The following is a 25,424-nucleotide window of genomic DNA, read 5'->3' as shown; positions in this document are numbered from 1 at the left end:
GGCCCTCGAACTCGCCGAGGTGCCCGCCGAGCGGTTCAGCGCCGCCCGCCCTGCCGACCCGCTGCTCCTCCCCGACACCCGCCCGCTCACCCTGCCCGTGGTCCCGGAACGGACCGTCCCGGCGAGGGGCCTTTCCGACCTCCCCGACCCCGTACCGCCGGTCGTCCTGCTGCCCCTGCCGCCCCTTCCGGCGGACCGTCCCGTGCCCGAGCAGGTGGCCCACGCCGCCGGCTGGGCCCTGACCACTCTGCGGACCTGGCTGACCGAGCCCCGGTACGAGGCATCCCGCCTCGCCGTCCTCCTCCCGGCCGCACCGGAGGGCGGCCCACAGGCACTCGCCGCCGCAGCGGCCGGCGGCCTGATCCGCTCGGCGGCGGCCGAACACCCCGGCCGCGTCCTGCTGGTGGACACCGACCTCCCGCCCGACCGCCTCACGGACCTGCCCCCCGTCACCTGGCCCGACGACGAACCCCACCTCCTGGTACGCGCCGACCGCATCCTGGCCCCGCGCCTGACGGCGGCCCCGGCGGGCGCCGCGGCGGCGGCCGGGGCGCTTGGTTCCGGGGGCGTCGTGCCCTCGGCGGGCGCTGCAGCGGAGGCCGAGGTGTCTGGCGCCGGGAGCGTCGTGGCCTCGCGCCTGACGGCGGCTTCGGAGGCCGGGGCTGGTGCGGCCCCGGCGGGCGCCACGGCGGTGGAGGCCGGGGTTCCTGGCCGGGCGTTCGGTGCCGGCAGTGTCCTCGTGACCGGCGCGTCCGGGGCGTTGGCGGCGGTGCTGGTGCGACACCTGGTGGAGGTTCACGGGGTGCGCGGACTGGTGCTGCTGAGCCGCAGTGGGCGGGTGGCGTCCGGGTTGGTGGAGGAGTTGGCCGTCCTGGGGGCCGAGGCGGTGCCGGTCGCGGGGGACGTGGCCGATCCGGAGGCCGTCCGGGCCGCGCTGGCCCAGGCACCGGGGGGCCTCCCGGTCACCGGGGTGGTGCACGCCGCCGGTGTCCTGGACGACGGGCTGGTGGAGGGCCTGACGCAGGAGCGGGTGGCCGCCGTGCTGCGGCCGAAGGTCGACGGCGCCTGGGCTCTGCACGAGGCGACGGCGGGGCTGCCCCTGCGCGCCTTCGTGCTGTTCTCCTCGGTCGCCGGGGTGCTCGGGACCCCGGGGCAGGGCTCGTACGCGGCCGCGAACTCCTTCCTCGACGCGCTCGCCGAGCACCGGCACGGACTCGGCCTGCCCGCGCTGTCCCTGCCGTGGGGGCTCTGGGAGGGCGAGGGCATGGGGGAGGGCCTGAGCGCCGCCGACCGGGCCCGCATCGCCAGGATCGGGATCGCCCCGCTCCCGGCCGCGAGCGCCCTCTCCCTGCTGGACGAAGCGCTGGCAGCCGGTCGCCCGGTGGCCGTCGCGGCCCGGCTGGCGACGCCCGGGGCCGGTGGGCCCGGCGGAGGCCCGGCGGCCGCACTTCGCGTGCTGCTCGGCTCCCGGACGACGGCCGCCGCCCCGGCCGCCCCGGTCCCCGCCCCGGCCCTGCCGGACCACCGCGACACGCTGGCCGGGCTCACCCCGCAGGAGCGCGACCGGGCCGTGCTGGACCTGGTGCGCCGCTCGGTCGGCGAGGTCCTGGGCCACGCCGATCCGGCCGCCCTGCCGGTGGACCGGGGGCTGCTGGACCTGGGCCTGGACTCGCTCACGGCGGTGGAACTGCGCGGACGCCTGGGCACCCTGCTCGGGCTGCGGCTGCCGAGCACCCTCCTGTTCGACCACCCCACCGCCGCCGCCCTCGCCCGGCACCTCACTGCCCTGGTGGCCCCGCCGGCACTCGGGAAGCTCACTGCGGTGGAGTCGGCGCTGGCGGACCTCGTCGCGCAGGACCACGACCCGGGCGAGCTCGACCAGCTGGCGACCCGCCTCCAGTCGGCCCTGGACCAGGTGCGCGCCGCCCTGGGCGCGGGGCGGGGCGGCGAGTTCGCCGACCGGCTGGAGGACGCCGACGGCGACGAGCTGTTCGACCTCCTCGACGAGCAACTGGGCCTGTAGGAGCGCGAGGACGGCTCGGGCGAGGACGAAAGGGCTGGAGCAGGAAGTCGGCGGGTCCGACTTCCTGCTCCAACTTGTCAGCGAGGGGCGGCGGTCGAGCAGGGCGACCAGCTTCCGCTGTCGCCCTCGCCCCGCCCGTCCGGGGAGCTGTGGCGCGAGACCGATCGCCTGCACCACCTCAGGGGCACGGCCGCCAACGTGGCCGTCCTGTCCAGCCGTCCAGGTATGCCTGGTCGGGGACAGCTCGAGCGGCCGGTAGGAGAGGATGCGCATGCTGATGTGCAAGGGCGGTCCGCAAGGGGAGAGTTGGCATGGCGGGGGAATTGTGGGGATCGGCGTTCTCGCTCGCGGGCGTGGTGCTCGGCGGGGCGCTGACAGCGTTCACTCAGCGTGCCGCCCAGCGGTCGGCGGATCGGGCGGAGGAGAGGAGACAGTCGGCGGCGACCGCCGAGACGCGCCGGGCCGAGCAGGTACAGGCGATACAGGAGTTCCTCGCGTGCGCCCAGCTCGCCGAGCGGGTGGCCTACGCCCGCCCGGAACCGTGGGGTGCCGACGAGGACGGCTGGATGACCAGGGCGCAAGCCGTGATGACCAAGCTCTGGACGGCCGACCGCGGGGTTGTCCTGCTCTGCGACCCGGCTCTGGAGGCGCCTGCCCGCGCCTACGGACGCGCACTCAACCAGGCGGTCTGGCGGGAGATCGGTGACGTGGAGGCCAACGAGTACCTGGAGGAGCACAAGAGCGCCTTCATGATCGCAGCCCGGGCGAGCCTGGCCCGCACATGACCGATCGCCTCGGGCAGTCGTTGACCCGGGCCGGTCGAAAGCATCGTTATCGGCGTGCGGCGTCCCAGACCGGGCTGGTCCCGAAGTAGGAGTCGTACAGCTCCTGGACCTCGAGGAGGCTCTCCGGCGGCACCTTGCCGTAGCGGATGCGCTCGAGATGGCGGAAGTACTCGAGCCGCTCCACCCCGGGCGTGATGATGACGAGCATGTCCGCGATCTCGCCGGGCGCGGCGGCGAAGGCATGCTGTGTGCCGGGCGGTACGACGACCACGTCCCCGCGCTCCGCGGTGACCACTTGATCGCCGGACCGCAGCTGGGCGGTCCCGTCGAGGACGTAGAACATCTCGGCGGACTTGCCGTGGTGGTGCGGGCGAGCGCCGTTCGCGCCCTTCCCGAGGGTGACGCGCATGCTGGACAGCGCCCCACCCGTGGCAGAGCTGTCCACCAGCAGCTGGTTGGTCACCGGGCCGCCCGGTGGCTGCCAGCCCGGAACGACCACGGTGTCCGCCTCCTCCAGGGCGGCGAGCCCGGCGTCGACGAGCATCGAGTGTCCTTGACCCTTGACCTTGACCTCGGGTCAAGGACGACTCTGGTGGCATGACGAACTCGAACGCGACCCACCTGGCCTGGAGTGGCATGGTGCCGGTGGAGGACACCGCGCTGGCCGTGACCGACACCGGCGGGACAGGTACCCCCGTGGTCTACCTGAACGGTTCCTACGCAGGCCGGCGGCACTGGCGGCCCGTCATCAACGACCTGGGGTCGGGTGTTCTGACCCGTGAGGTTGGGAACGCGGCTGGCGGGTGGCTTGCCTGCGAGTGCGGTGTGTCCGCGGTGGTGATTGTAGGTATGGAGCCAGGCGGGGAAGGCGTCGCGGCGTTCCTGTTTGCTGCGGTAGTGCCTGGCGTAGGCCCATTCGTCGAGCAGGGTGCGGTTGAAGCGTTCGACCTTGCCGTTGGTCTGCGGTCGGTAGGGCCGGGTGCGCTTGTGCGTGATGCCCTCGGCGGCGAGGGCATCACGCCAGGCATGCGACTTGTAGCAGGCCCCGTTGTCGGTCATCACCCGCTGGACGGTGATCCCGGCCCGGGCGAAGAACGCGTTCGCCCGGGCCCAGAACGCGGCGGCGGTCTCCTTGCGCTCGTCGGCGAGGATCTCGCTGTAGGCGAGGCGGGAGTGGTCGTCGACGGCGTTGTGCAGGTAGCTGTAGCCCACGCGGGTGTGGGAGGGGCCGGCTGCCCGCCCGTGCACTCTGTGTCCCCCGCCATGGGGGATGTTGCCGAGCTTCTTGGTGTCGACGTGGACCAGCTCGCCCGGTGCGGCGCGTTCGTAGCGCCGCACCGGGCGTGCGGTGGCGCGGTCGAGGTGGGCCAGGCGGGCGAGCCGGTAGCGGACCAGGACCCGGTGGACGGTGGCGGGGTTGAGCCGCAGCAGGTAGGCGATGCGGGCCGGTCCCCACCGGCGGAGCACGCGGACCTTGACGATCCGCCGCTCGGTTCGGGCCGGCAGCCTGCGCGGGCTTCGGTGCGGCCGGCTCGACAGATCGCTCATGCCGTTCTCGCCGAGCGTGCGGTAGCGGTCCGCCCAGCGCTTGGCCGTGGTCGGCGAGACCTGGAAGCGCTCGGCGGCCCGCCGCAACGGCCAGCCGTCCTCGACCACGCAACGGGCCAGGCGCAGGCGGCCGGTCTCGGTCAGCGGTGCGTTACGGTGTGGCATGAGGGCCTTTCTGGCTGTAGGTGCAGATGTCGCAATCCACACCGAGCCAGAAGGCCCTCACTCATTTCAAGATCACCAGGCCGTGAACCGTGTCACCAACCTCCGTGGTCAGAACAGCTAGCGCTCCCGAACGGCCTCCAGGCCCGCACGGACGCCACCCGATACGGCCTGCTCAACCACCACGGCGAGGACCAGGCACTGGCCATGGCCCGGCTGACCACTTTGGTCGAGACGAAACTGCGCGCCGCCGGCGTGGACATCCCGCACCAGTAGTCGCAGCCCCACTCCCGCTGTCATCGTCGGGCCGGGGTGAGGCGGTCGGTGAGGAGGGTGAGGAGTTCCCGTTGGCGGCCGTCGAGGTAGAAGTGGCCGCCGGGGTAGATGCGGAGCTCGAAGGTGGCTGTGGTGTGGTGTTGCCAGGCGGCGGCCTCGGTGGGGGTGACCCAGGGGTCGGTGTCGCCGGTGAGGGCGAGGACGGGGGTGGTGACGGTGGCGTCCGGGCCGGGGTGGTAGGTGTCCACGGCGGTCAGGTCGGCGCGGACGGCGGGGAGGATCATCGCCAGGGCCTCCTCGTCCGCGAGCAGGCGGGGGTCGGTGCCGCTGAGGCTGCGCAGGTGGGTGGCGAGGGCGCGGTCGTCGGTGAGGTGGGCGTACTCGCCGTCGCGGCGGGTGGAGGGTGCGCGGCGGCCGGAGACGGCGAGCAACTCCGGTGGCAGGCCCTCGCGTTCGAGGCGGCGGGTGAGTTCGAAGGCGAGCAGGGCGCCCATGCTGTGGCCGAACAGGGCGTAGCGGCCGTCGCCGACCGTGGAGCGTACGGCGGGAAGGGCCAGGTCGGCCAGCCGGGGGAGGTCCGCGACGGGGGGCTCCCGGTAGCGGTCCTGGCGGCCCGGGTACTGCAGGGCCAGCACCTCGACGTCCGGCCCGGCCGCGGCGGCCCAGGGGCGGAAGGCCGAGGCCGAGCCGCCGGCGTGCGGCAGGCAGAGCAGGCGCAGCGGGGAGCCGGAGGTGGAAGGGCCGGGGAACCGGCGGACCCAGAGGGAGCTGTCGACGGCGCTCATGCGGCAGCCTGCTGCCCGGCGCGGTCGGCGCGGTCGCTCCGGTCGGTCCGACCGGTCCGGTCGGGGCGTTCGGCCCGTTCGGCCAGTCCGGTGGTGGTCCCCGAGCTCTCCGAGAGGTCCCCCCACTGCGGCCGCAGCAGGTCGAGCCGCCGGTCGGACAGCAGGATCGCCCGCTGCACCTCGCGCAGGGCCCGTCCGGGCTCGATGCCGAGTTCGGCGGTGATGGTGCGGTGCGCCGCGCGGTACACCCGCAGTGCGTCGGCTTGCCGCTCGGAGCGGTAGAGGGCGATCATCAGTTGCCGGTGGAACGCCTCGTGCAGCGGGTGTTCGGCGATCAACGAGTAGAGTCTGCCGATGAGTTCGCGGTGGCGTCCGGTGGCCAGCCCGGTCTCGACGTGCATGCCGACGCACTCCAGCCGGGCCTCCTCGGCCCAGGTGGTGAAGCCCTCCAGCACCGGCCCGGAGCGCAGGTCGCCGAGCGCGGGGCCGCGCCACAGGGCGAGGGCCTCCTCGAAGACGGCGGCGGCCTGCTCGGTGCGGCCGTCCCGGGCGGCGGCCCGGCCGGTCTGCATCAGCTGCTGGAACTCGTCGGAGTCCAGCCGGTCCTGGGGGCCGAGGCGCAGGACGTACCCGGGGGACTGGGTGACGATCACGCTCTCCGGCCGGTCGTCGGCGAGGAGCTTGCGCAGCCGGGAGATGTACACGTGGATTGCCGCGAGATGGCGCCGTGGCGGCGCGTCCCCCCAGATCTCGAAGCCGAGTTGGGGGATGGGTACCACCTCGTTGGCGCGGATCAGCAGGGTGGCGAGCAGCACCTCCATGTTCCGGGCCTTGACGGCCGAGGTGCCGTGCTCCGTGGTGACGTGCAGGCTTCCGAGCAGCTGGTACCTCACAGTGGGCCTCCTGAGAGCGTGTCGTCCTGCTCAGGTTGTCCCACCGGGGCCGTCCGCACATCAGCGGAACTACGTACGGACGGCCGGGGCACCGGGTTGTCGGCCGCGTCAGCGCCGGTCGAGCGCGCGCAGTTGGGCGCCGAGTGCGAGCCGCCGGTCCAGCGGGCCGCCGCTCATCCGCAGCACCGTGAGCAGCGTCCACAGCCGGGTCTGCGGGAAGTACCGGGGCGAGCCGTGCACGTCGTCGTGCACCCGCAGGCGCAGGCTGCGCAGCGAGCGCCGCAGCCGGTCGGTGTCGGAGGGCGGGATGATCTCGTCCCGGGCGCTGGCGACCAGGGCGACGGGGATGTCGACGGCGCCGAGCCGGTCCGGTTCCAGGGCGAGCGGGGCGAGGGCGTCGAAGACCGATCCGGCGTCGGTGCGGGCCAGGTGGGCGAGGGTGTCCACGGTGACCCGGGGGACGGTGGCGTGCCAGGCCCGGTCGGTGAAGAAGTCGTGCACCGGTAGGCCCGCGCCGACCACGCCGCGGATGCGCGGGTCGGTGAGGGCGGCGTGCAGCGCCAGGTTGCCGCTGAAGCTGAGCGCCAGCGCGAACGTCCGCGCGGTGTCGGCGCGGTCGGCGACGGCGTCGAGGACGGCGGGCAGCAGCGCGGGCGCGGTCAGGTCGTACGGCAGCGGGTTCTCGCCGACGCCGGGCATCTCGGTGACCACCCCGGCCAGGCCGAACTCGGCCAGCTGGAGCAGGACGGGCGCCCACTGCTCCTTGAGGCTGATGATCCCACCGGACATCAGCAGCAGGGGCTTGGGGTTGTCCGCCGACAGTCCGCCCGCCCAGGCCGCGACCGGGCCGGCCGCGGTGGGCACCTCGATCCGCTCGAGGCCGGGGAGGTTGGCGGCCCAGCGGGCGAAGACCTCGCGGGCGCGCGCCTCGGCCTCGCGCCGGGCGGAGCCGGACGGGTACGGGAAGCGGGCCATCGTGTAGTAGCGCCCGGCCTCCAGCAGCCGGCCCTCGCGCTCCAGGCGCTCGCCGGCCTCGCTCCAGCGGCGCACCCAGGAGCCGGGGCCGCCGTCGCCGTCGTCCACGACGCCGTCCAGGACGGCCCCGTACTCGGCGGGGGTGATGCCCTGGGAGGTGGCCTGCGCGACCACGAAGCGCTTGAGTTCGGCGAGGTCGTTCGCCGGGGCCACGGCCGTCATGCCGTCACCTCCGAGGGGGCGGACTCGCCGCTCTCCTGCCCGGCGACGGCGACGGCGACGGGGTCGGGCTCGGGCTCGGGCTCGGGCTCGGGCCACTCCTCCAGCGCGGTGCGGATCTCGGCCAGGACGTCGGCGGCCTCCGCGCCGTCGATGACCCGGTGGTCGAAGGCGAGGCTGAGCCGGAACACCGGCGCGACGACGATCTCGCCGTCCCTCACCGCCGGGCGGTCGGCGATCCGGCCGAGGCCGAGGGTGATCGTGGTGCCGCCCACGGAGTGGAAGCCGTCCACCGGCCGGTGGCCGAGCGAGGTGACGGCGAAGGTGCCGGTGATCAGCGGGCGCAGCCGCAGGTCTCGGGCCGCGCGGGCGAAGCGCAGCCGGCCGCGCAGCCAGGACATCCGGTGCAGGGCCCGGACGCCCGCGAACTCGGGCAGTTCGGCCGGGTCGCCGTCCAGCACCCGGTCCAGCCGGCGCTGCACCTCGGCCAGGCCCGCGGTGTGCGGCTCGGGGACGACGGTGGACAGCACCACCCGGGTGCCGCCGAGGGTGCGGTCGAGGGTGACCTTGCCGGTCACCGTCGGATAGGTGGCCACCCGGGGGCGCGGGCCGCCCCGGTAGGCGGAGTTGGCCTCGGGGTGCCGGGCCAGCACCTCGCCCGCGGCCACCAGCAGGTAGCCGACCACCGAGCGGCGGTGCCCGGCCTCGCGGGCCGCGGCCCGGTGGGCGAGCAGCCGGGTGGCGTCCACCTCGGTGTCCAGGAAGACCGGTGAGAAGTCCCGGATCGCCTCCAGGAAGTACAGGGTGTGCCGCCGCTCGCGCGCCGGTGGTGCGAGCCGGGGCTCGGCTCCGGTCGGACTGGTCATCACGCGCCCCTCGGGTCGGGTCGGTCGGGTCGGTCAGGTCGGTCGGGTAGGTCGGGGGACCGAGCCTGGCGCACGGGACCAAACGGGACCTGAAGCGTGAGCTCGGGGGCGGCCGCTGGATTCGTGAATTCCTTGTTTCGTCAAGCTGGTTGATCGCTCTTCGAAGATACGATCGACCGTGGTTGAGGGGATTCGCCAGTTTCGCCCGTCACGGGGGAGGGGCAACAACCGTGTTCGCAGTCCAGGAGACCCGAGAAGACCGAGAAACCCGCATCGTGATCCGCGACCGTGCCCGCACGGACACCGTGAGACGCGCCGAACTTCATCAACTCCGCTCAGTGCTCGACGAGGTGACGAACGGTCACCAGAGAGTGGTGGACCTCGCCGGAGACCCGGGCAGCGGGAAGACCCGGCTGCTCACCGCGCTCGCCGAGGAGGCGTCCGCGCGCGGCTTCACCGTCCTGCGCGCCCTGGCCGACCCGGCCGAACAGCACCTGGCCGGAAGCCTGTTCGTCCAGATCCTGCGCGGCTGGATCGGCCTCGCCGACCGGGCCGGGCTGCGCGACGAGCTGATCGCGCTGATCCGGTGGATCGCCGAGTCCGTGGACGTCCCGGCGGGCGGCTGCCCGACCCCGGACCGGCTGCGCGCACTGCTCGAACAGCACACCTGCCGGGGCCTGTTGATCGTGCTGGACGACGTCCACGCGGCCGACCCCGGCTCGCTCGCGCTGCTCGACGGGCTGATCCGCTGGCCCGCCCGCGCCCCGCTCGCGATGGTCGTCGCCCACCGGCCGCGCCAGGCCCCGCAGGGGCTGCGCGCCGCCCTGGCCCGCGGCAGCCAGCTCGGCACGACCCGGCGGATCGAACTGTGCCGGCTCGACCTCGCCCGGGCCGCCGAACTGCTCGAGCTGCCCGCCACCGACCCCCGGATGCGCGCCCTGCACCGGGACGCCCACGGGAACCCGCTCTACCTGCTGGCCCTCGCCCGGGTCTGCCCCGGCCGGCTCTCCGGCCGCCCCGAGGGCTCGCTCGCCGACCTGCGGGGCCTGCCGCCGGACGCCGCCCTGCCCGACCGGCTGGCCCGCCACCTGGTGACGGAACTCGCCGCCCTCGGCCCGCGCCAGCGGCTCGTCCTCGCCGCCGCCTCGGTCCTCGGCACCGAGCTGGACTCGTCCGGCGTCGCCGCCGTCGCCGGGACCACCGAGGACGAGGCGTGCCGCGCCCTCGATGAACTGCGCCGCCTGGACCTGGTGCGACCGCTCGCCGGAAGCCCCCACGGCGGCTTCCGGCACCCGCTGGTGCGGTGGCTGGTCTACGACGACATCGACAACTGCTGGCGCGTGGACGCCCACCGCCGAGCCATCGGGGTCCTCACCGCCCGCGGCGCCCCCGCCGAACGGATCGCCGCGCACATCGAACGGTCCACCCCCGGGCTGGACCCGCGGGACGCGGCCGTGCTCACCGAGGCGGCCGGGACGGCGCTGCGCACCGGGGACACGGACCTCGCCGGGCACTGGCTCGGCGCCGCCCTCACCGCGCTCCGGCGCCAGGGCCCGGCCGCCGACGACGGGGTGGCCCGCCGACTGCTCGCCGCGGCGGACGAGCTGGCGGCCCGTACCGGATCGCGGCGCCTCCTCGCCGAGGCGACCGCGCGCCTGGGTGCCGGGGACCGCCCCGACGGGTCCGTGGCAGGGCGTCCGCCCCGAAAGGCGTCCGCCCCGGCCCGTACCACTCGCCCCACCCGAGCCGCCCGTACCACCCGCGCCCCGGCCGCCGCCGCGCCGCCCGCGCCCGGCGGGCCGAGCCTGGACCTGCTCACCGAACGCGAACGGGAGATCGCCGAACTCGTCGGCACGGGCCTGCGCAGCCGTGAGATCGCCGACCGCCTCGGGGTGAGCGCCCGTACGGTCGAGGTGCACATCGCCCACACCTACCGGAAGTTGGGCATCGGCTCCCGCGCGGCCCTGGTGCGCCTGGTGGTCGAGGAGCACGGCCGGGTGTCGTGACCCGACGTACGCGGAGCGCTGCGCGGCGGGTACCGCGACGGCGCTACGCTGCGGGCGGACCTCGGCCTGCCCGGCGGTCCGTCGGATCTGCGGCCAGGGCGGGAATAGCCTCCCGCCGGACGTTGTTGACGCCCTGACAGGCCGCCGACGACCGCTGCGCCGACAGGTGCGGCGGAGGCGTGCGCGGAGGAGGAGCACCGGTGAGGTACGAGGTACTCGGCCCGCTCAGGGTCAGCGACGCGGACGGCCCGGTCGTGATCGGCTCCCGCAAGACCGAGGCGGTGCTGGCCGTCCTGCTCGCCCGCATGGGCCAGGTCGTCTCGGTGGACGACCTGGTGCGCGAGCTGTGGCCCGCCGATCCGCCGCAGCGCGCCCGGGACGCCGTCTACGTGTACGTCTCGCAGCTGCGCAAGCTGCTGACCCGCCTCGGCGAGCCCGATCCGGTCATCACCCGGGCGCCCGGCTACGTCCTGTGGACGCCGCCGCAGGCCGTCGACTTCCAGGCCCTCCAGGAGCAGCTGCCCACCGCCCGGGCGATGATGCGCGAGCGGCGCTACGAGGAGGCGTGCGACCTGCTGGAGAAGATCGTCGCCCTGTGGCGCGGCCCGGTCCTGGCGGGCCTTCAGGCCGGGCCGGTGGTCAACACCTTCGCGGCCTGGCTGCAGGAGCTCCAACTGGAGTGCAGCGAACTGCTGGTGGAGTCGAAGCTGATGCTCTCGAGGGACCGCGAGGTGGTCTCCCAGCTGCGCTGCCTGATCCGCGAGCACCCGCTCCAGGAGACCTTCTACGCGCAGCTGATGCTCGCCCTGTGGCGCTCCGGCCGGCAGGCCGAGGCCCTGGGCGTCTACCACTCCGCGCGGGACACCCTCAACCGGGAGCTGGGCCTGGAGCCGGGCTGCTGGCTGCGCAACCTGCAGCGCACCATCCTGGAGGTGCGCGGCGAGGCGCGGGGCGAGGGTCGGGGAGAAGGCGGTGCCCGGCGCGCGCCCGTGCCCACGGCCGTGGCCGCCCGGGCCTGATCCACCGTCACACGGCCGTTTGGGTGTGGTTTAGCCCCCTTCGGCAGGCTGGGGGAGGCCGAACCGGAACCCCGAGCGATGACGGAGCGATTCGCGTGAACGATGTCCCCACCCGCCGCCTGGGCGGCCTGGAAGTCGGCGCCCAGGGGCTCGGAGCCCTGGGCCTGAGCGAGTTCTACGGCCCGACCGACCCCGAGCAGGCCGTCGCGACCATCCGCCGGGCGCTCGACCTGGGGGTCACCCTGATCGACACCGCCGATGTCTACGGGCACGGGCTGAGCGAGGAGCTGGTCGGCCGGGCGGTGGCCGGCCGGCGCGACGAGGCGGTGGTGGCCACCAAGTTCGGCGTGGTGCGCACCGGCGACGGGATCGGGCAGGCGGTGCGCGGCGACGCCGCGTACGTGAAGCAGTCCGCCGACGCCTCGCTCGAGCGCCTCGGCCTGGACCACATCGACCTCTTCTACCCGGCCCGGGTGGACCCCTCGGTGCCGATCGAGGAGACGGTCGGCGCGCTGGCCGAGCTGGTCGAGGCCGGGAAGGTCCGCTACATCGGGCTCTCCGAGGCCGCCCCGGCGACCATCCGCCGGGCCCACGCCGTGCACCCGCTGGCCGCCGTACAGACCGAGTGGTCCCTGTTCTCCCGCGAGCTGGAGAGCGAAGTGGTGCCGCTCGCACGCGAGTTGGGCATCAGCATCGTGCCCAACGCGCCGCTCGCCCGGGGCCTGCTCACCGGCCGCTACCGGGCTGCCGAGGTGTTCGGGCCGGAGGACTTCCGGACCGTTGCCCAGCCGCGGTTCACCCCGGAGAACTTCCCCGGCAACCTCTCCCTGGTCGACCGGCTGGAGCCGCTCGCCATCGAACTCGGAGTATCCGTCGGCCAGTTGGCGCTCGCCTGGGTGCACCACCAGGGCGAGGACGTGGTCCCGATCCCCGGCACCCGGCGGATCGACCACCTGGAGGAGAACCTCGCCGCCGCGACGCTCTCCCTCAGCCCGGAGGAGCTGGCCGCGATCGAGGCCGCGGTGCCCGCCGGGCAGGTCGCCGGTGACCGGCTGACCGAGTTCAGTCGGCAGTTCGTCGACCTCTGACAGGCATGCGGGCGCGCACCGGACGGGGCTCCCGTCCGGTGCGCACGGCTGTCCGTCCGCGGGGGCACGGCGCGGGCACGGCAAGGCCGCGGCGGCGGCAGGTTTAGCTCCTGGGGCAGGAGGGGTTTAGGCACCCGATGGAGGCTGACGGGACCGGGCGGGGCCGCACCGGCGGCCACCGCCCGCTCCGTCCGCCCTCCCGCAAGGAATCGCGATGACCGAACCCCTCGACAGACGCACCGTGTTCCCGCGCCTGCCGTCCCTCACAGGGCTGCGCTTCGCCGCCGCCCTGCTCGTCTACTTCACCCACCTCTCGGTCGAGGGCTACCTCGCCCCCGGCCCGACCGAGGCGGTGTTCCGGTACGCCTTCGGCCTGGGCTGGCTGGGGGTGGAGTTCTTCTTCATCCTCAGCGGATTCGTCATGACCTGGTCGGCCCGGCCCGGCGACAGCCGTACGCGGTTCTGGCGGCGCCGACTGGTGAAGGTCTTCCCGACCCATCTGGCGACCTGGCTGGCGGCGCTCCTGCTGGCCCTCGCCGCGGGCGAACTGCTCACCACCGCACGGCTGTTGCCCAGCTTCTTCCTGCTGAACGCCTGGCTCCCGGACCTGGACGTGATGCGGGCGGTCAACCTGCCCAGCTGGTCGCTCAGCGTCGAGCTGTCCTTCTACCTGGCCTTCCCCTGGCTGCACGCCCTGATCGGGCGGATACGGCCGGAGCGGCTCTGGGCCTGGGTCTGGGGCGTGGCGGCGACGATCGCGCTGCTCCCGTTCGTCGCCGACCACGTGTTCCCCTCCGAACCCCGGCTGCCCGGGCTGGAGATGACGCTGACGCAGAACTGGTTCCTGGTGGCGCTGCCCGCGGTGCGCGCCCTGGACTTCGTGCTCGGCATTCTGCTGGCCCGGATCGTGCTGGCCGGCCGCTGGATCGGGCTCGGCATGCCGGGTGCGGCGCTGCTGGTCGCGGCCGGGGCGGCGGCCCAACTGGCGCTGGTGCCCACGGTGTACGGGCTCTCCGCCACGCTCGCGCTGCCGCTGGCCCTGTTCGTCGCGGCCTCGGCGCGGGCGGACACGACCGGTGCCCGCTCGCCGTTCCGGGGCGCGACGGCGGTGTGGCTGGGCGAGATCTCCTTCGCCTTCTACATGACGCACCACCTGGTGCTGCACTACGTCCGGCTCGCCCTCGGGGAGACCAGGGTCTGGTCGGTGCCCGAGTTCGCGGGCCTCGGGGTGGTGCTGCTGGTCGTGACCATCGCGGGGTCCTGGCTGGTCCACCGCCTCGTGGAGGCCCCGGCGATGCGCCGGTGGAGCCGTCCGGCCGCTCGCGGGGAGCGGCCGGAACGGGTTCCCGCCGGCGGGCGCGCCGGCTGACGCGCGGGTCGGGTCGGAAGGCCAGCACCTCAGCAGCTCAGCAGCCCAGGAGCTTAGGAGCTCAGGAGGTCACCGGCTCGCCGGTGACCTCCTCCACCACCGGTCCGGCCTCGAACGCCTTCGGGCGGCCGGGCAGGAGCAGGCCCACGACCACGATGGCCGCGGTCATCGCCAGCTCCCACCAGAAGGTGGTGGAGAACGCGTCCCGGACGGAGTCGCCGTGCGCGACGCCCCGCTGGACCAGCAGCGCCACCAGGGCCACGCCGAAGGAGCCGCCGACCTGGTTGAGCGAGAGCATCGTGCTCGTCGCGCCCGAGGTCTTCTCCAGCGGAACGGTCCGGTAGAGCGAGGCCAGCGTCGGTGCGCCGACGCAGCCGAGCCCGAGGCCCGAGACCAGGGCGTAGAGGCCCAGCACCAGTTGGCCGGTGCTCGCGGAGGACAGCGCGTTGCCCAGGGTGCCGAGCACCACCAGCGTGGCGCCGACCGGCACCAGCAGGTTGGCGCCGAGCCTGTCGCTCAGCCGCCCGGCCAGCGGCATCCCGAGGAAGGTGCCGACACCGAACGGCGCCAGCAGCAGCCCACTGGCCATCAGGCTCTGCCCGTGCACCTGCTGCTGGTAGAGCGGCAGCAGCACGTACAGCGAGAACACCGCCGCGCCGGTGAGCGCCATCGCGACCACCGCGGCCGTGAAGCCCTTGTTGGCGAGCAGCCGGACGTCGATCAGCGGGGTGCGGCGGGTGGTGAGCGCGTGCACCACGAACCCGGCCACCAGCGCGGCGCCGACGAGCAGCGAGACGACCACCGTGGTCGAGCCGAAGCCCTCGTGGGCGGTCTGCGACAGCCCGTACACCAGGACGGCGAAGCCGGGGCTCAGCAGCACCGTGCCGAGCACGTCGAAGGTCGCGCGCTCGCCCTCGGCGGGCACGTCGGCGGGCACCACCTTGAACGAGAACACCAGCGCCGCCAGCACGATCGGCACGTTCACCAGGAACAGCCAACTCCAGTGCAGGTTGTCCGCGATGACACCGCCGAGGATCGGGCCGATCACCGGGCCGAGCGTCATCGGCAGCGCCAGCAGGCCCATCACCCTGCCCAGCCGGGCCGGGCCGGCCGCGCGGGCGGTGAGCGTCATCATGACCGGCTCGATGATGCCGGCGGCCACGCCCTGGAGGATGCGGAAGGTCACCAGCGAGGCGATGTTCCAGGACAGGGCCGAGGCGACGGCCGTCAGGGTGTAGAGGACCAGCCCGAAGATCCAGACCTTCTTGCCGCCGAAGTGGTCCACGGCCCAGCCGGTCACCGGGATGGTCGCGGCCACCGCCAGCAGGTAGCCGGTGATGACCCACTCGGCCGTGGTGAGCGTCGTGTCGAAGGTGTCGGCGAGGGGGCTCAGCCCGACACCGACGATGGTCGCGTTCAGCGTCGCGGTGACCGACGCGAGCGCCATGACGACGATCAGCTTGACCAGCGGACCGTCCAGCCGATTCTCGGCCGATTGCGTCATTTCGTTCCTTAGCGATAGCAGGGGAGAAGAGGCGGGCGAGGGGCGCGAATTCGCGTTCGTCCCGTGGCCGCGGAAATGCGGAGGGCTGTTCGGGAGGAGCGGCGAATGATCACCGACGTCCGAACGCCCGCCGTGCGGGAAAGGCCGGTGTCCAGAACACCGGCGTGCTGAAAGAGCGTATAAACAAGTGAGGGTCGTCGGCCATCGTTCCTTAGACAGCGTTAAGGCCGCCGACCCGGAATGCGGGCCGACGGCCTTCGGCGGGGTGTCCGGCCGCCGGCCGGGCATCGGTGACCTGCGGTTTCGCCCCGCCGGCCGGGAACCGGGAGGGTTCCCGGCGCCTTTAGACCCTGTCCGGGCGATAGACCGGCTCCGGCCCGGAGGGCTCCACGGTCAGGGCCCGGGCCGGGCAGAGCTGGTGGGCGAGGCGGACGTCCTGCTCCCGCTCGGCCGGGGGCTCGGGCTCCAGCAGGGTCACCAGCCCGTCGTCGTCGTGCTCGAAGACGTCCGGCGCGGTCAGCACGCACAGACCCGCGCCGATGCAGCGGTCCCGGTCGGTGGAGACCCGCACCCCGGCGCTCACCAGGCCACCGGCAGGCGCTCGACGCTCTGCATGGTGCCGGTGCGGCGCATCACCAGCTCCTCGGCCGGCACCGCCAGCCGCAGCCCGGGCAGCCGGCGCACCAGCGTCCCGAACGCGATCTCCAGCTGGAGCCGGGCCAGGTTCTGCCCCAGGCACTGGTGGATGCCGTAACCGAAGGTCAGGTGCTGGCGGCTGGCGCGGGCCAGGTCCACCTCGTACGGCTCGGCGTGCACCCGCTCGTCCCGGTTGGCCATCGTGGAGGAGACCACCAGGCCGTCCCCGGCCTTCAGCACCCGGCCGTCGATCTCGATGTCGTCGGTGATCCAGCGCACCCCGGCGAAGTCCGTCACCGCGGTGATCCGCAGCAGCTCCTCGATCGCGACGGCGGCCGGCACCTCGCCGTCGCGCAGCGCCGCCAGCTGCTCCGGGTGCTCCAGCAGGGCCAGCACGCTGATCGGGATCATCGAGGAGGTGGTCTCCAGGCCCGCGATCAGCAGCACCATGGCCAGCTGCACCACCTCGTCGTGGCTCAGCTCGCCGCTCTCCACGTGGGCCACCAGCCGGCCCACCAGGTTCTCGTCGGGCTTGCGCTCCTGGGCCGTCACCAGCCGGTCCAGGTAGCGGACCAGCTCGGCGGCGGACGCCTCGGTGTGCGCCGGGTCCCGGCCCTGCATGACGCCGGCGGTGGCGGACTGGAAGAAGGCGTGGTCCTCGTACGGGATGCCCAGCAGCGCCGACATGACCAGGGACGGGATCGGCGCCGCGAAGTGCTCCACCAGGTCGGCGGGGGCGCCGATCTCCTCGATCCGGTCGATCAGCCCGTTGACGATCCGCTCGATGTCGGGGCGCAGCGCCCGGGCGTGCTTGAGGCTGAACTCGGGGTTGAGCAGCCGTCGGTGGTGGTGGTGGATCGGGGGGTCCTCGCCCACCAGGACCAGCTTGCGGGCGGCGGGCGCGCCCAGGTGCGGGGCCATGGTGGGGTAGGCGTCGTAGCTGCGGTCGGAGGACAGCCGCTCGTCGGCGAGGAGCCGGCGGGCCTCCTCGTAGCCGGTGATCAGCCACACCCGGCGGTCGTTCCACAGGGTGACCTGGCTGATCGGGCCCCGGTCGCTGATCTCCCGGTACACGTCCGGCGGCTGGTAGGGGCAGGTGCGGCGCACCGGGAACGACGGTGCTTCGGCGGAACTGGCGGACAACGCGGCCTCCCGGTCGGATGACCCGGAATCATTTCCGGGGGGAATTCCAGTTGCTCCGGCGCATGCTAGTTCCGTTCCCCGGGCGCGGGCCACGGCAGTTCCGGCGGAAATCCGTGGGAATTCAACGGTCGTTTGTCGCGGATTAAGCGGCGCATTCGCGGGGCGGCGGGGGCGGTTCAGCGGACGCGCCGAGCCGGTTTAGCTCCGTTGCCTAGCGTGATCGGAACGCCGTTCCCCGGCGTCCTCCCGTCCCCGTGCCGAAACGGAGTCGCAGCATGGCCTCGATCACCCTCCCCGGTCCGCTGGCCCCCGCCGCGGACGCCCTGCGGGGCTGGCTGCTCGCCAGACTTGCGGTGCCGCCGCTCGCCCCGAAGGGCCCGAACCCGCCGGTCGGCGACCCCGCCAACCTGCTCTACCTGACCGACCTCGCCGAGACCCTGGTCAGCTACGACTCCTCCAACTCCGACTTCAGCGGGGCCACCCCGACGCTGGAGGACATCGCCCACGTCCGCTACGAGCTGCGCGACCAGCAGGGCGCGCTGGTCGGGACGACCAACGGGTACGGGCGGATGCTGCGCAAGGGCCCCGAGGGCAACTTCCTGGGCTACTTCTCGGAGGAGATCCGGCTGCTCGACGGCAACGTCATCCGCACCGGCGGCGTCGTCGACGACGCCCGGCTGACCCTCGGCGAGCAGCAGACCATCAAGGCCGTCGCGGTGGCCGGCCCGCTGCGCGGGGCGGTCGGGTTCCGCCAGTTCCGTCCGGTCGAGACCCACAAGTCCTACGCCTCCGCGATCGTCCTCTACCGCAGCTGAGCACTCGTCAGCCCGAGTGCCTGACAGCTGAACACCCGACAGCCGAGCACCCCGACAGCCGAGAACCCCGACGCGCTGGGAGCAGACCGCAGATGGACCCCGCAGAGATCCGCCTCTTGGCGGCCGGCACCGCGTTGCCGGGCCCGCCCATCGACAACGCCGCCCTGGGCCGCCGCTTCGGCATGGACGCGCTCTGGGAGCAGTGGGTGGACGCCTTCATCGGCACCCGCACCCGCCACCTCGCCCTCGACCTGGAGAGCGGCGAGCAGCGCGACACCCTGGCCGACCTCGGCACCACCGCCGGGGAGCGCGCGCTCGCCGCGGCCGGCACCGACCCCGCCGACATCGACCTCGTGGTGCTCGGCACCGCCACCCCCGACACCCTGATGCCGGCCACCGTCAACGTCATCGCCGACCGGCTCGGCATCGACGACGTGGCCACCTACCAGCTCCAGTCCGGCTGCTCCGGCGCCGTCCAGGCCATCGACGTCGCCCGGCAGCTGCTCTCCACCGGCCGCCACCGCACCGCCCTGGTGCTCGGCGGCGACGTCATCGCCAAGCACTACGACCTGGACGCAGACCTGCGCGCCGTCCCCCCGGCCGAACTGGTCAACTACGTGCTCTTCGGCGACGCCGCCGGGGCCGCCGTGCTCAGCGCCGACCCGGCGGCCGGCCCGACCGCCGTCCGCGCCTCCTTCGTCCAACTGTCCGGCCGGGGAAGGGCCCCGGGCCAGGTGCTGGAGTGGTTCGGCCCCGTCGACCGGCACAGCGACCGGTCCTCGGCGCGGGAGGACTACAAGGCGATCGAGGAGACCGTCCCGCTGTTCGCCGAGCAGATCCTGCACCGGCTTCTCGCCGAAACCGGCTGGCAGGAGGGCGAGGTGACGCACCTGCTGCCGCCGCAGCTGTCCACCCGGATGACCGCCCGGATCGTCGAGCGGCTCGGGCTGGGCGGTGCCGAGGAGATCAGCTGCGTCGGCGAGACCGCCAACACCGGCAACGCCCTGGTCTTCTTCCAGCTCGAGCAGGTCCTGCCCAAGCTCGCCCCGGGCGACCGCGCCGCCGCCATCGCCGTCGAGTCCAGCAAGTGGATCAAGTCCGGGTTCGCCCTCGAACGGGTCTGAGCCCACCGGCCCCGCGCCGCCCCCGCCACCCTCCCCGAGCCATCGAAGGGCAGAGCACGCCATGTCGAACGACGAGAAGCTCCGCGACTACCTCAAGCGGGTCAGCGCCAGCCTCCAGGACACCCGCCTGCGACTGGAGGAGGCCGAGGCCAGGTACACGGAGCCGATCGCCGTCGTCGGCATGGCGTGCCGCTACCCGGGCGGGGTGCGCTCTCCGGAGGAGCTGTGGCGGCTGGTCGCCGAAGGCCGGGACGCGATAGCGGAGTTCCCCGCCGACCGGGGATGGGACCTGGACGCCCTGTACGACCCGGACCCGGACCGCACCGGCACCTCCTACACCCGCCACGGCGGCTTCCTCGCCGCAGCGGCCGGCTTCGACGCGGACTTCTTCGGCATCAGCCCCCGCGAGAGCGGCACCATCGACCCCCAGCAGCGGCTGCTGCTGGAGACCACCTGGGAGGCGCTGGAGAGCGCGGGCCTGGACCCGGCCGCGCTGCGCTCCACCCCGGTCGGCGTCTTCACCGGGATCATGTACAACGACTACGGCTCGCGGCTCAACCCGCTGCCCGCCGCCGTCGAAGGCCAGGTCGGCATCGGCAGCGCGCCCAGCGTCGCCTCCGGCCGGATCGCCTACACGTACGGCTTCGAGGGCCCGGCGGTGACGGTCGACACCGCCTGCTCCTCCTCCCTGGTCGCCCTGCACCTCGCCGCCCAGGCCCTGCGCTCGGGCGAGTGCACGCTGGCCCTCGCGGGCGGGGCCACGGTGATGGCCACCCCCAACACCTTCGTCGAGTTCAGCCGCCAGCGCGGGCTGTCGCCCGACGGCCGCTGCAAGGCGTTTTCCGCCGACGCCGACGGCACCGGCTGGGGCGAGGGGGTCGCCCTGCTGCTCCTCGAACGCCTCTCCGACGCCCGGGCCAACGGCCACCCGGTGCTCGCCGTGGTGCGCGGCTCCGCCGTCAACCAGGACGGCACCAGCAGCCAGCTCTCCGCCCCCCACGGTCCCTCGCAGGAGCGGGTGATCCGGGCGGCGCTGGCGGCGGCCGGGCTGGGCGCGGCGGACGTGGACGCGGTGGAGGCCCACGGCACGGGCACCCGGCTGGGCGACCCGATTGAGGCGCAGGCGCTGCTGGCGACGTACGGGCGGGAGCGTCCGGCGGGGCGGCCGTTGTGGCTGGGGTCGGTGAAGTCCAACATCGGGCACGCGCAGGCGGCGGCCGGGGTGGCGGGCGTGATCAAGATGGTGCAGGCGCTGCGGCACGGCGTGCTGCCGGCGACCCTGCACGTGGACGAGCCGACCGGGGAGGTGGACTGGGCCTCCGGCGGGGTGGAACTGCTGCGCGCGCCCGTCGAGTGGGCGGCGGGGGAACGGCCGCGCCGTGCGGGCGTGTCGGCCTTCGGGATCAGCGGGACGAACGCGCACGTGATCCTGGAGGAGGCCCCGGCCGGTGCGGCCCCCGTGCCGCTCCCGGCTGCCTCCGAGGCGGCCCCCGGTGCCGTGACGGAGCCGACCCCGGCGCGCTCGGAACTGCCCTCGGTGGCGGCCCCCGTGCTGCTCTCGGCGCGTTCCGAGGCGGCGCTCGCCGCCGCTGCCGGGCGGCTCGCGGACTGGCTGGAGGGTCCGGGGGCGCGGACGGCGCTGTCGGAGGTGGCGGCCTGGACGCTGACTCGCGGCGCCCGGCACCGGCTCGGGGCCGCCGTGGTCTCCCCGGACCGGGACGAACTGCTGGCCGGGCTACGGGCGTTGGCGGAGCAGACGGCTCACCCGGCGGTGGTGTCGGGTCGGCTGGCGGATTCGCCCGGTGGGGTGGTGCTGGTGTTCCCGGGGCAGGGGTCGCAGTGGGTGGGGATGGGAGGTGGAGCGGCTGATCGCCCGGTGGGACGGCGAGTTGGAGGTCGCCGCCGTCAACGGCCCGTCCTCGACGGTGGTTTCGGGCACCGCCGCATCGATCGCCGAACTCGTCGCCTGGGGCGAGGAACAGGACGTCCGGGTACGTCGCGTCCCGGTGGACTACGCCTCCCACTCCGCCCACGTCGAGGCCCTCCGCACCACGATCCGGGACGTGCTGGCCCACATCCGTCCCAAGCCCTCCGACATCCCGTTCTACTCGACCGTCACCGCTGCTCCGCTGGACACCGCCACCCTGGACGCCGAGTACTGGTTCCGTAACCTGCGCAGCCGCGTCCGCTTCGAGGAGACCGTCCGCGCGCTCGCCGCCGACGGCTTCACCACCTTCGTCGAGTCCAGCGCCCACCCCGTCCTCACCCTCGCCCTCCAGGACACCCTGGCCGACGCCCCCGACGTCCTCGTCACCGGCACCCTGCGCCGCAACCGCGAGGACGACCACCCCCTCCTCCAAGCCCTCACCGCCGTCGAACTCCACGGCCACCGCCTCACCTGGCCCGTCACCACCCCCACCACCCCACCCGGACTCCCCACCTACCCCTTCCAACACCGCCGCCACTGGCTCGACGCCCCCGCCCACACCGGCGGGCCGGACACCTCCGCGCACCCGCTGCTCGGCGCGACCGTCGAACGCGCCGACGACGGCGGGCTCGTCCTGACCGGCCGCCTGTCCCTGCGCAGCCATCCCTGGTCGGCCGAGCACACCGTCGCGGGGACCGTCCTGTTCCCGGGCACCGGATTCGCCGAACTCGCCCTGGCCACCGCCGAGTCCGCCGGGGCGTCCGGGGTGGAGGAACTCGTCCTGCTGGCGCCGCTGACCCTCGGCGAGGCGGTGCTCGACCTCCAGGTCCTCGTCACGGCCGCCGAGGAGGACGGCCGCCGCACCTTCGACGTCTACTCCCGCCCCGAGCACGGCGGCGCCGGGGACTGGACCCACCACGCGACCGGCACCCTGGCCGCGGGCCCCGCCGACCCGGCCGAACCCACGGACCCCGCCGACTGGCCCCCCGCCGAGGCCGTCCCGCTCGAACTCGCCATCGCCGCCCAGCGGTTCGCCGCCGCCGAGGTCGGCTACGGCCCGACCTACCAGGGCCTGCGCGCCGCCTGGCAGCACGGCGACACCGTCTACGCGACCGTCGAACTCCCCGAGCCCGCACACCCGGACGCCGCCCGCTACGGCCTCCACCCCGCGCTGCTCGACGCCGCCCTTCAGGCCGAGGTCGCGGCCGACGGGCCCGAACGCCCCGCCGCCCTGCGGCTGCCGTTCGCCTGGAACGGCCTCGCGTTGCACGCCGTCGGCGCCACCGTCCTGCGGGTGCGGCTGGACCGCCTGGACCAGGACACCCTGCGGGTCCGGGCCGTCGACCCCGAGGGCGCGCCCGTCCTCACCGTCGACGCCCTGGTGCTGCGCCCGGTGGACGCCGACCGGCTGACCGCCCCCGCCTCCCGGGGCCCGGCCCGCCCCACCCGCACCCCGGCCCGCCGGGCCGCCGGACGCACGGCGGGGGAGAGCGGCTCGGCCGAGCACCTCCGGGGCCTCTCCGCCGCGGACCTGGCGCGGCAGGTGCAGGAGCTGGTGCGCGCGGAGGTCGCCGCCGTCCTCGGTTACGCCACCCCCGCCGAGCTCGACCCCGACCGGGCCTTCCGCGACCTCGGCTTCGAGTCCCTCACCGCCGTCCAGCTGCGCGACCGGATCGCCGCCGCCACCGGTCTCAAGCTGCCGCCGACCCTGGTCTTCAACCACCCCAGCCCGCGCGCCCTCGCCGAGCACCTCGGCGACCTGCTGCGCCGGGGCGGCACCGCACAGGTTTCCGCGCCCGCGCCCGCCCGTCCCCGTGCCGCCGCCGACGAACCCCTGGCGATCATCGGGATGGCGTGCCGCTACCCGGGCGGGGTGGGCTCCCCGGAGGAGCTGTGGCGGCTGGTCGCCGAGGGCAGGGAGGCGATCTCCGGGTTCCCCGTCGACCGGGGCTGGGACCTGGAGGCGCTGTACGACCCGGACCCTGAGCGCACCGGCACCTCCTACACCCGCCACGGCGGCTTCCTCGCCGCAGCGGCCGACTTCGACCCGGCGTTCTTCGGCATCAACCTGCGTGAGGCCATCGCCATGGACCCGCAGCAGCGGCTGCTGCTGGAGGCGTCCTGGGAGGCGCTGGAGAGCGCGGGCCTGGACCCGGCCGCGCTGCGTTCCACCCCGGTCGGCGTCTTCACCGGCCTGATCTACACCGAGTACGGCGGCCGGGTGCGAGGCTCCGCCCCCGAGGCGGAGGGCTACCTCGGCACCGGCAGCGCGGGCAGCGTGGCCTCCGGCCGGATCGCCTACACGTACGGCTTCGAGGGCCCGGCGGTGACGGTCGACACCGCCTGCTCCTCCTCCCTGGTCGCCCTGCACCTCGCGGGGCAGGCCCTGCGCTCCGGCGAGTGCAGCCTCGCCCTGGTCGGCGGCGCCACCGTGATGTCCACCCCGGACACCCTGATCGAGTTCAGCCGACAGCGCGGACTCTCCCCGGACGGCCGCTGCCGCGCCTTCTCGGCCGACGCGGACGGCACCGGCTTCTCCGAGGGCGTCGGGCTGCTCCTGGTCGAACGGCTCTCCGACGCCCGGGCCAACGGCCACCCGGTGCTCGCGGTGGTGCGCGGTACGGCGGTCAACCAGGACGGCGCCTCGAACGGCCTGACCGCGCCGAACGGTCCCTCGCAGGAGCGGGTGATCCGGGCGGCGCTGGCGGCGGCCGGGCTCGGTGTGGCGGACGTGGACGCGGTGGAGGCCCACGGCACGGGCACCCGGCTGGGCGATCCGATCGAGGCGGAAGCCCTGCTGGCGACGTACGGCCAGGAGCGTTCGCCGGGGCGGCCGTTGTGGCTGGGGTCGGTGAAGTCCAACATCGGGCACGCGCAGGCGGCGGCCGGGGTGGCGGGCATCATCAAGATGGTGCAGGCGCTGCGGCACGGCGTGCTGCCGGCGACCCTGCACGCCGACGAGCCGACCGGCGCCGTCGACTGGGGGAGCGGTGCGGTGGAACTGCTGCGCGCGCCCGTCGAGTGGGCCCCGGGCGAGCGGCCGCGCCGTGCGGGCGTGTCGGCCTTCGGGATGAGCGGTACCAACGCGCACGTGATCCTGGAGGAGGCCCCGGCCGTCGCGGCTCCCGTGCCCCTCCCGGCGAGTTCGGAACTGCCCTCGGTGGCGGCCCCCGTGCTGCTCTCGGCGCGCTCCGAGGCGGCGCTCGCCGCCGCTGCCGGGCGGCTGGCGGACTGGCTGGAGGGTCCGGGCGCGCGGACGGCGCTGTCGGAGGTGGCGGCCTGGACGCTGACTCGCGGCGCCCGGCACGGGTTCGGCGCCGCCGTCACCTCGGGCGAGCGCGCCGAGGTGGTGGCCGCGCTGCGGGCCCTGAACGACCACCCGGCGGTGGTGTCGGGTCGGGCGGCGGGGTCGCCCGGTGGGGTGGTGCTGGTGTTCCCGGGGCAGGGGTCGCAGTGGGTGGGGATGGGGGTGGCGCTGGCGCAGTCGTCGCCGGTGTTCGCCTCCCTCCTCGCGGACGCCGGTCGGGCTCTGGAGCCGTACGTGGACTGGCAGTTGGAGGAAGCGCTGACCGATCCCGTAGGTGGAGCGGCTGATCGCCCGGTGGGACGGCGAGTTGGAGGTCGCCGCCGTCAACGGCCCGTCCTCGACGGTGGTTTCGGGCACCGCCGCATCGATCGGCGAACTCGTCGCCTGGGGCGAGGAGCAGGACGTCCGTGTGCGGCAGGTCCCGGTGGACTACGCCTCCCACTCCGCCCACGTCGAATCCCTCCACGCCTCCCTCCTCGACCAGTTGGGAGCCATCACGCCGAGGACGCCCGACATTCCCTTCTACTCGACTGTCACCGCTGCTCCGCTGGACACCGCCACCCTGGACGCCGAGTACTGGTTCCGCAACCTGCGCAGCCGCGTCCGCTTCGAGGAGACCGTCCGCGCGCTCGCCGCCGACGGCTTCACCACCCTCGTCGAGTCCAGCGCCCACCCCGTCCTCACCCTCGCCCTCCAGGACACCCTGGCCGACACGCCCGACGCCCCCGACACCCTCGTCACCGGCACCCTGCGCCGCAACCGCGAGGACGACCAACCCCTCCTCCAAGCCCTCGCCGCCGTCGAGCTCCACGGCCACCGCCTCACCTGGCCCGTCACCACCCCCACCACCCCACCCGGACTCCCCACCTACCCCTTCCAGCACCGCCACTACTGGCTCGACCCCGCCCCGGACGTCAGCGACCCCGGCCACCTGGGCCTGCACAGCGCTGATCA

General features: G+C 74.3%; 16 protein-coding genes and 4 pseudogenes. 11 read left to right on the top strand and 9 right to left on the bottom strand.

What is annotated here, in order from left to right:
- The first annotated feature begins 19 nt into the window (after window positions 1-19).
- Together IH61_RS50395 and IH61_RS0128885 are read left to right on the top strand one after the other, a co-directional pair.
- The gene (locus IH61_RS50395) at window positions 20-2,023 is read left to right on the top strand and encodes a type I polyketide synthase (protein WP_420714006.1); all 2,004 of its coding nucleotides are present in this window, start codon (window positions 20-22) and stop codon (window positions 2,021-2,023) included.
- Between the two features lie 311 nt (window positions 2,024-2,334).
- Window positions 2,335-2,808 (top strand): hypothetical protein, encoded by a 474-nt coding sequence (locus tag IH61_RS0128885; RefSeq protein ID WP_031075121.1) that lies wholly within the window; start codon window positions 2,335-2,337, stop codon window positions 2,806-2,808.
- Window positions 2,809-2,854: 46 nt separating this feature from the next.
- On the opposite strand, the gene IH61_RS0128880 is transcribed toward IH61_RS0128885, so the two are convergent.
- The 6 genes and pseudogenes from IH61_RS0128880 to IH61_RS50060 form a co-directional block, all read right to left on the bottom strand.
- Complete coding sequence (locus IH61_RS0128880; protein ID WP_051838234.1) at window positions 2,855-3,352, bottom strand: cupin domain-containing protein; 498 nt, start codon at window positions 3,350-3,352, stop codon at window positions 2,855-2,857.
- Window positions 3,353-3,573: 221 nt separating this feature from the next.
- Window positions 3,574-4,521: pseudogene (locus tag IH61_RS0128875) on the bottom strand (IS481 family transposase); the annotation flags it as partial.
- 293 nt (window positions 4,522-4,814) lie between these two features.
- Complete coding sequence (locus tag IH61_RS0128865; protein ID WP_031075116.1) at window positions 4,815-5,579, bottom strand: thioesterase II family protein; 765 nt, start codon at window positions 5,577-5,579, stop codon at window positions 4,815-4,817.
- A complete protein-coding gene (locus IH61_RS0128860; RefSeq protein ID WP_063763292.1) occupies window positions 5,576-6,472 on the bottom strand; it encodes an AfsR/SARP family transcriptional regulator in 897 nt (298 codons plus the stop codon). The genes IH61_RS0128865 and IH61_RS0128860 overlap by 4 nt, the downstream gene beginning before the upstream one ends.
- A gap of 108 nt (window positions 6,473-6,580) precedes the next feature.
- Window positions 6,581-7,669 carry an alpha/beta hydrolase gene (locus IH61_RS0128855; RefSeq protein WP_031075114.1) on the bottom strand — a complete coding sequence of 363 codons (1,089 nt, stop codon included), beginning with the start codon at window positions 7,667-7,669 and terminating at the stop codon, window positions 6,581-6,583.
- Complete coding sequence (locus tag IH61_RS50060; RefSeq protein ID WP_031075113.1) at window positions 7,666-8,532, bottom strand: 2-oxo acid dehydrogenase subunit E2; 867 nt, start codon at window positions 8,530-8,532, stop codon at window positions 7,666-7,668. Before IH61_RS50060 ends, IH61_RS0128855 begins: the two co-directional genes overlap by 4 nt.
- Before the next feature lie 230 nt (window positions 8,533-8,762).
- Here IH61_RS50060 and IH61_RS0128845 point away from each other — a divergent pair, with 230 nt between their 5' ends.
- From IH61_RS0128845 to IH61_RS0128830, 4 genes are all read left to right on the top strand, one after another.
- Window positions 8,763-10,538 (top strand): helix-turn-helix transcriptional regulator, encoded by a 1,776-nt coding sequence (locus IH61_RS0128845; RefSeq protein WP_324607628.1) that lies wholly within the window; start codon window positions 8,763-8,765, stop codon window positions 10,536-10,538.
- Window positions 10,539-10,738: 200 nt separating this feature from the next.
- Window positions 10,739-11,557 (top strand): AfsR/SARP family transcriptional regulator, encoded by an 819-nt coding sequence (locus IH61_RS0128840; protein WP_063763291.1) that lies wholly within the window; start codon window positions 10,739-10,741, stop codon window positions 11,555-11,557.
- A gap of 95 nt (window positions 11,558-11,652) precedes the next feature.
- Window positions 11,653-12,645, top strand: a complete 993-nt coding sequence (locus tag IH61_RS0128835) for an aldo/keto reductase (protein ID WP_031075110.1) — start codon at window positions 11,653-11,655, stop codon at window positions 12,643-12,645.
- 214 nt (window positions 12,646-12,859) lie between these two features.
- Window positions 12,860-14,014 (top strand): acyltransferase family protein, encoded by a 1,155-nt coding sequence (locus IH61_RS0128830; RefSeq protein WP_031075107.1) that lies wholly within the window; start codon window positions 12,860-12,862, stop codon window positions 14,012-14,014.
- Window positions 14,015-14,075: 61 nt separating this feature from the next.
- Here the strand turns inward: IH61_RS0128830 and IH61_RS0128825 are convergent, their stop codons facing one another.
- From IH61_RS0128825 to IH61_RS0128815, 3 genes are all read right to left on the bottom strand, one after another.
- Complete coding sequence (locus IH61_RS0128825) at window positions 14,076-15,518, bottom strand: DHA2 family efflux MFS transporter permease subunit (RefSeq protein ID WP_037973487.1); 1,443 nt, start codon at window positions 15,516-15,518, stop codon at window positions 14,076-14,078.
- A gap of 343 nt (window positions 15,519-15,861) precedes the next feature.
- Entirely contained in the window at window positions 15,862-16,101 is a 240-nt protein-coding gene (locus IH61_RS0128820) for a ferredoxin (RefSeq protein ID WP_078911468.1), read from the bottom strand.
- Window positions 16,098-17,297, bottom strand: a complete 1,200-nt coding sequence (locus tag IH61_RS0128815) for a cytochrome P450 (protein WP_031075102.1) — start codon at window positions 17,295-17,297, stop codon at window positions 16,098-16,100. Before IH61_RS0128815 ends, IH61_RS0128820 begins: the two co-directional genes overlap by 4 nt.
- A 275-nt stretch (window positions 17,298-17,572) precedes the next feature.
- Between IH61_RS0128815 and IH61_RS0128810 the strand changes: the two genes are divergently transcribed.
- From IH61_RS0128810 to IH61_RS50385, 5 genes and pseudogenes are all read left to right on the top strand, one after another.
- The gene (locus tag IH61_RS0128810) at window positions 17,573-18,112 is read left to right on the top strand and encodes an allene oxide cyclase barrel-like domain-containing protein (protein WP_234327376.1); all 540 of its coding nucleotides are present in this window, start codon (window positions 17,573-17,575) and stop codon (window positions 18,110-18,112) included.
- Between the two features lie 92 nt (window positions 18,113-18,204).
- A complete protein-coding gene (locus IH61_RS0128805; RefSeq protein ID WP_031075097.1) occupies window positions 18,205-19,236 on the top strand; it encodes a 3-oxoacyl-ACP synthase III family protein in 1,032 nt (343 codons plus the stop codon).
- A gap of 67 nt (window positions 19,237-19,303) precedes the next feature.
- Window positions 19,304-21,091: pseudogene (locus tag IH61_RS50055) on the top strand (type I polyketide synthase); the annotation flags it as partial.
- Window positions 21,039-22,514, top strand: a pseudogene (locus tag IH61_RS50390) (acyltransferase domain-containing protein); the annotation flags it as partial. The pseudogenes IH61_RS50055 and IH61_RS50390, both read left to right, overlap by 53 nt.
- Before the next feature lie 180 nt (window positions 22,515-22,694).
- Window positions 22,695-25,418: pseudogene (locus IH61_RS50385) on the top strand (type I polyketide synthase); the annotation flags it as partial.
- Between the last annotated feature and the right edge of the window lie 6 nt (window positions 25,419-25,424).

Source organism: Streptomyces sp. NRRL WC-3742 (genome assembly GCF_000720635.1).
Classification (GTDB): domain Bacteria; phylum Actinomycetota; class Actinomycetes; order Streptomycetales; family Streptomycetaceae; genus Kitasatospora.
The sequence above is the reverse complement of the archived record's forward strand: the minus strand, read 5'-3'. Positions and strand labels throughout refer to the sequence as shown.

Coding starts and splice junctions, on each gene's coding strand:
- IH61_RS0128885 (WP_031075121.1), top strand. CDS start 2,335: ATGGCGGGGGAATTGTGGGGATCGGCGTTCTCGCTCGCGGGCGTGGTG.
- IH61_RS0128880 (WP_051838234.1), bottom strand. CDS start 3,352: ATGCTCGTCGACGCCGGGCTCGCCGCCCTGGAGGAGGCGGACACCGTG.
- IH61_RS0128865 (WP_031075116.1), bottom strand. CDS start 5,579: ATGAGCGCCGTCGACAGCTCCCTCTGGGTCCGCCGGTTCCCCGGCCCT.
- IH61_RS0128855 (WP_031075114.1), bottom strand. CDS start 7,669: ATGACGGCCGTGGCCCCGGCGAACGACCTCGCCGAACTCAAGCGCTTC.
- IH61_RS50060 (WP_031075113.1), bottom strand. CDS start 8,532: ATGACCAGTCCGACCGGAGCCGAGCCCCGGCTCGCACCACCGGCGCGC.
- IH61_RS0128830 (WP_031075107.1), top strand. CDS start 12,860: ATGACCGAACCCCTCGACAGACGCACCGTGTTCCCGCGCCTGCCGTCC.
- IH61_RS0128825 (WP_037973487.1), bottom strand. CDS start 15,518: ATGACGCAATCGGCCGAGAATCGGCTGGACGGTCCGCTGGTCAAGCTG.
- IH61_RS0128810 (WP_234327376.1), top strand. CDS start 17,573: ATGGCCTCGATCACCCTCCCCGGTCCGCTGGCCCCCGCCGCGGACGCC.
- IH61_RS0128805 (WP_031075097.1), top strand. CDS start 18,205: ATGGACCCCGCAGAGATCCGCCTCTTGGCGGCCGGCACCGCGTTGCCG.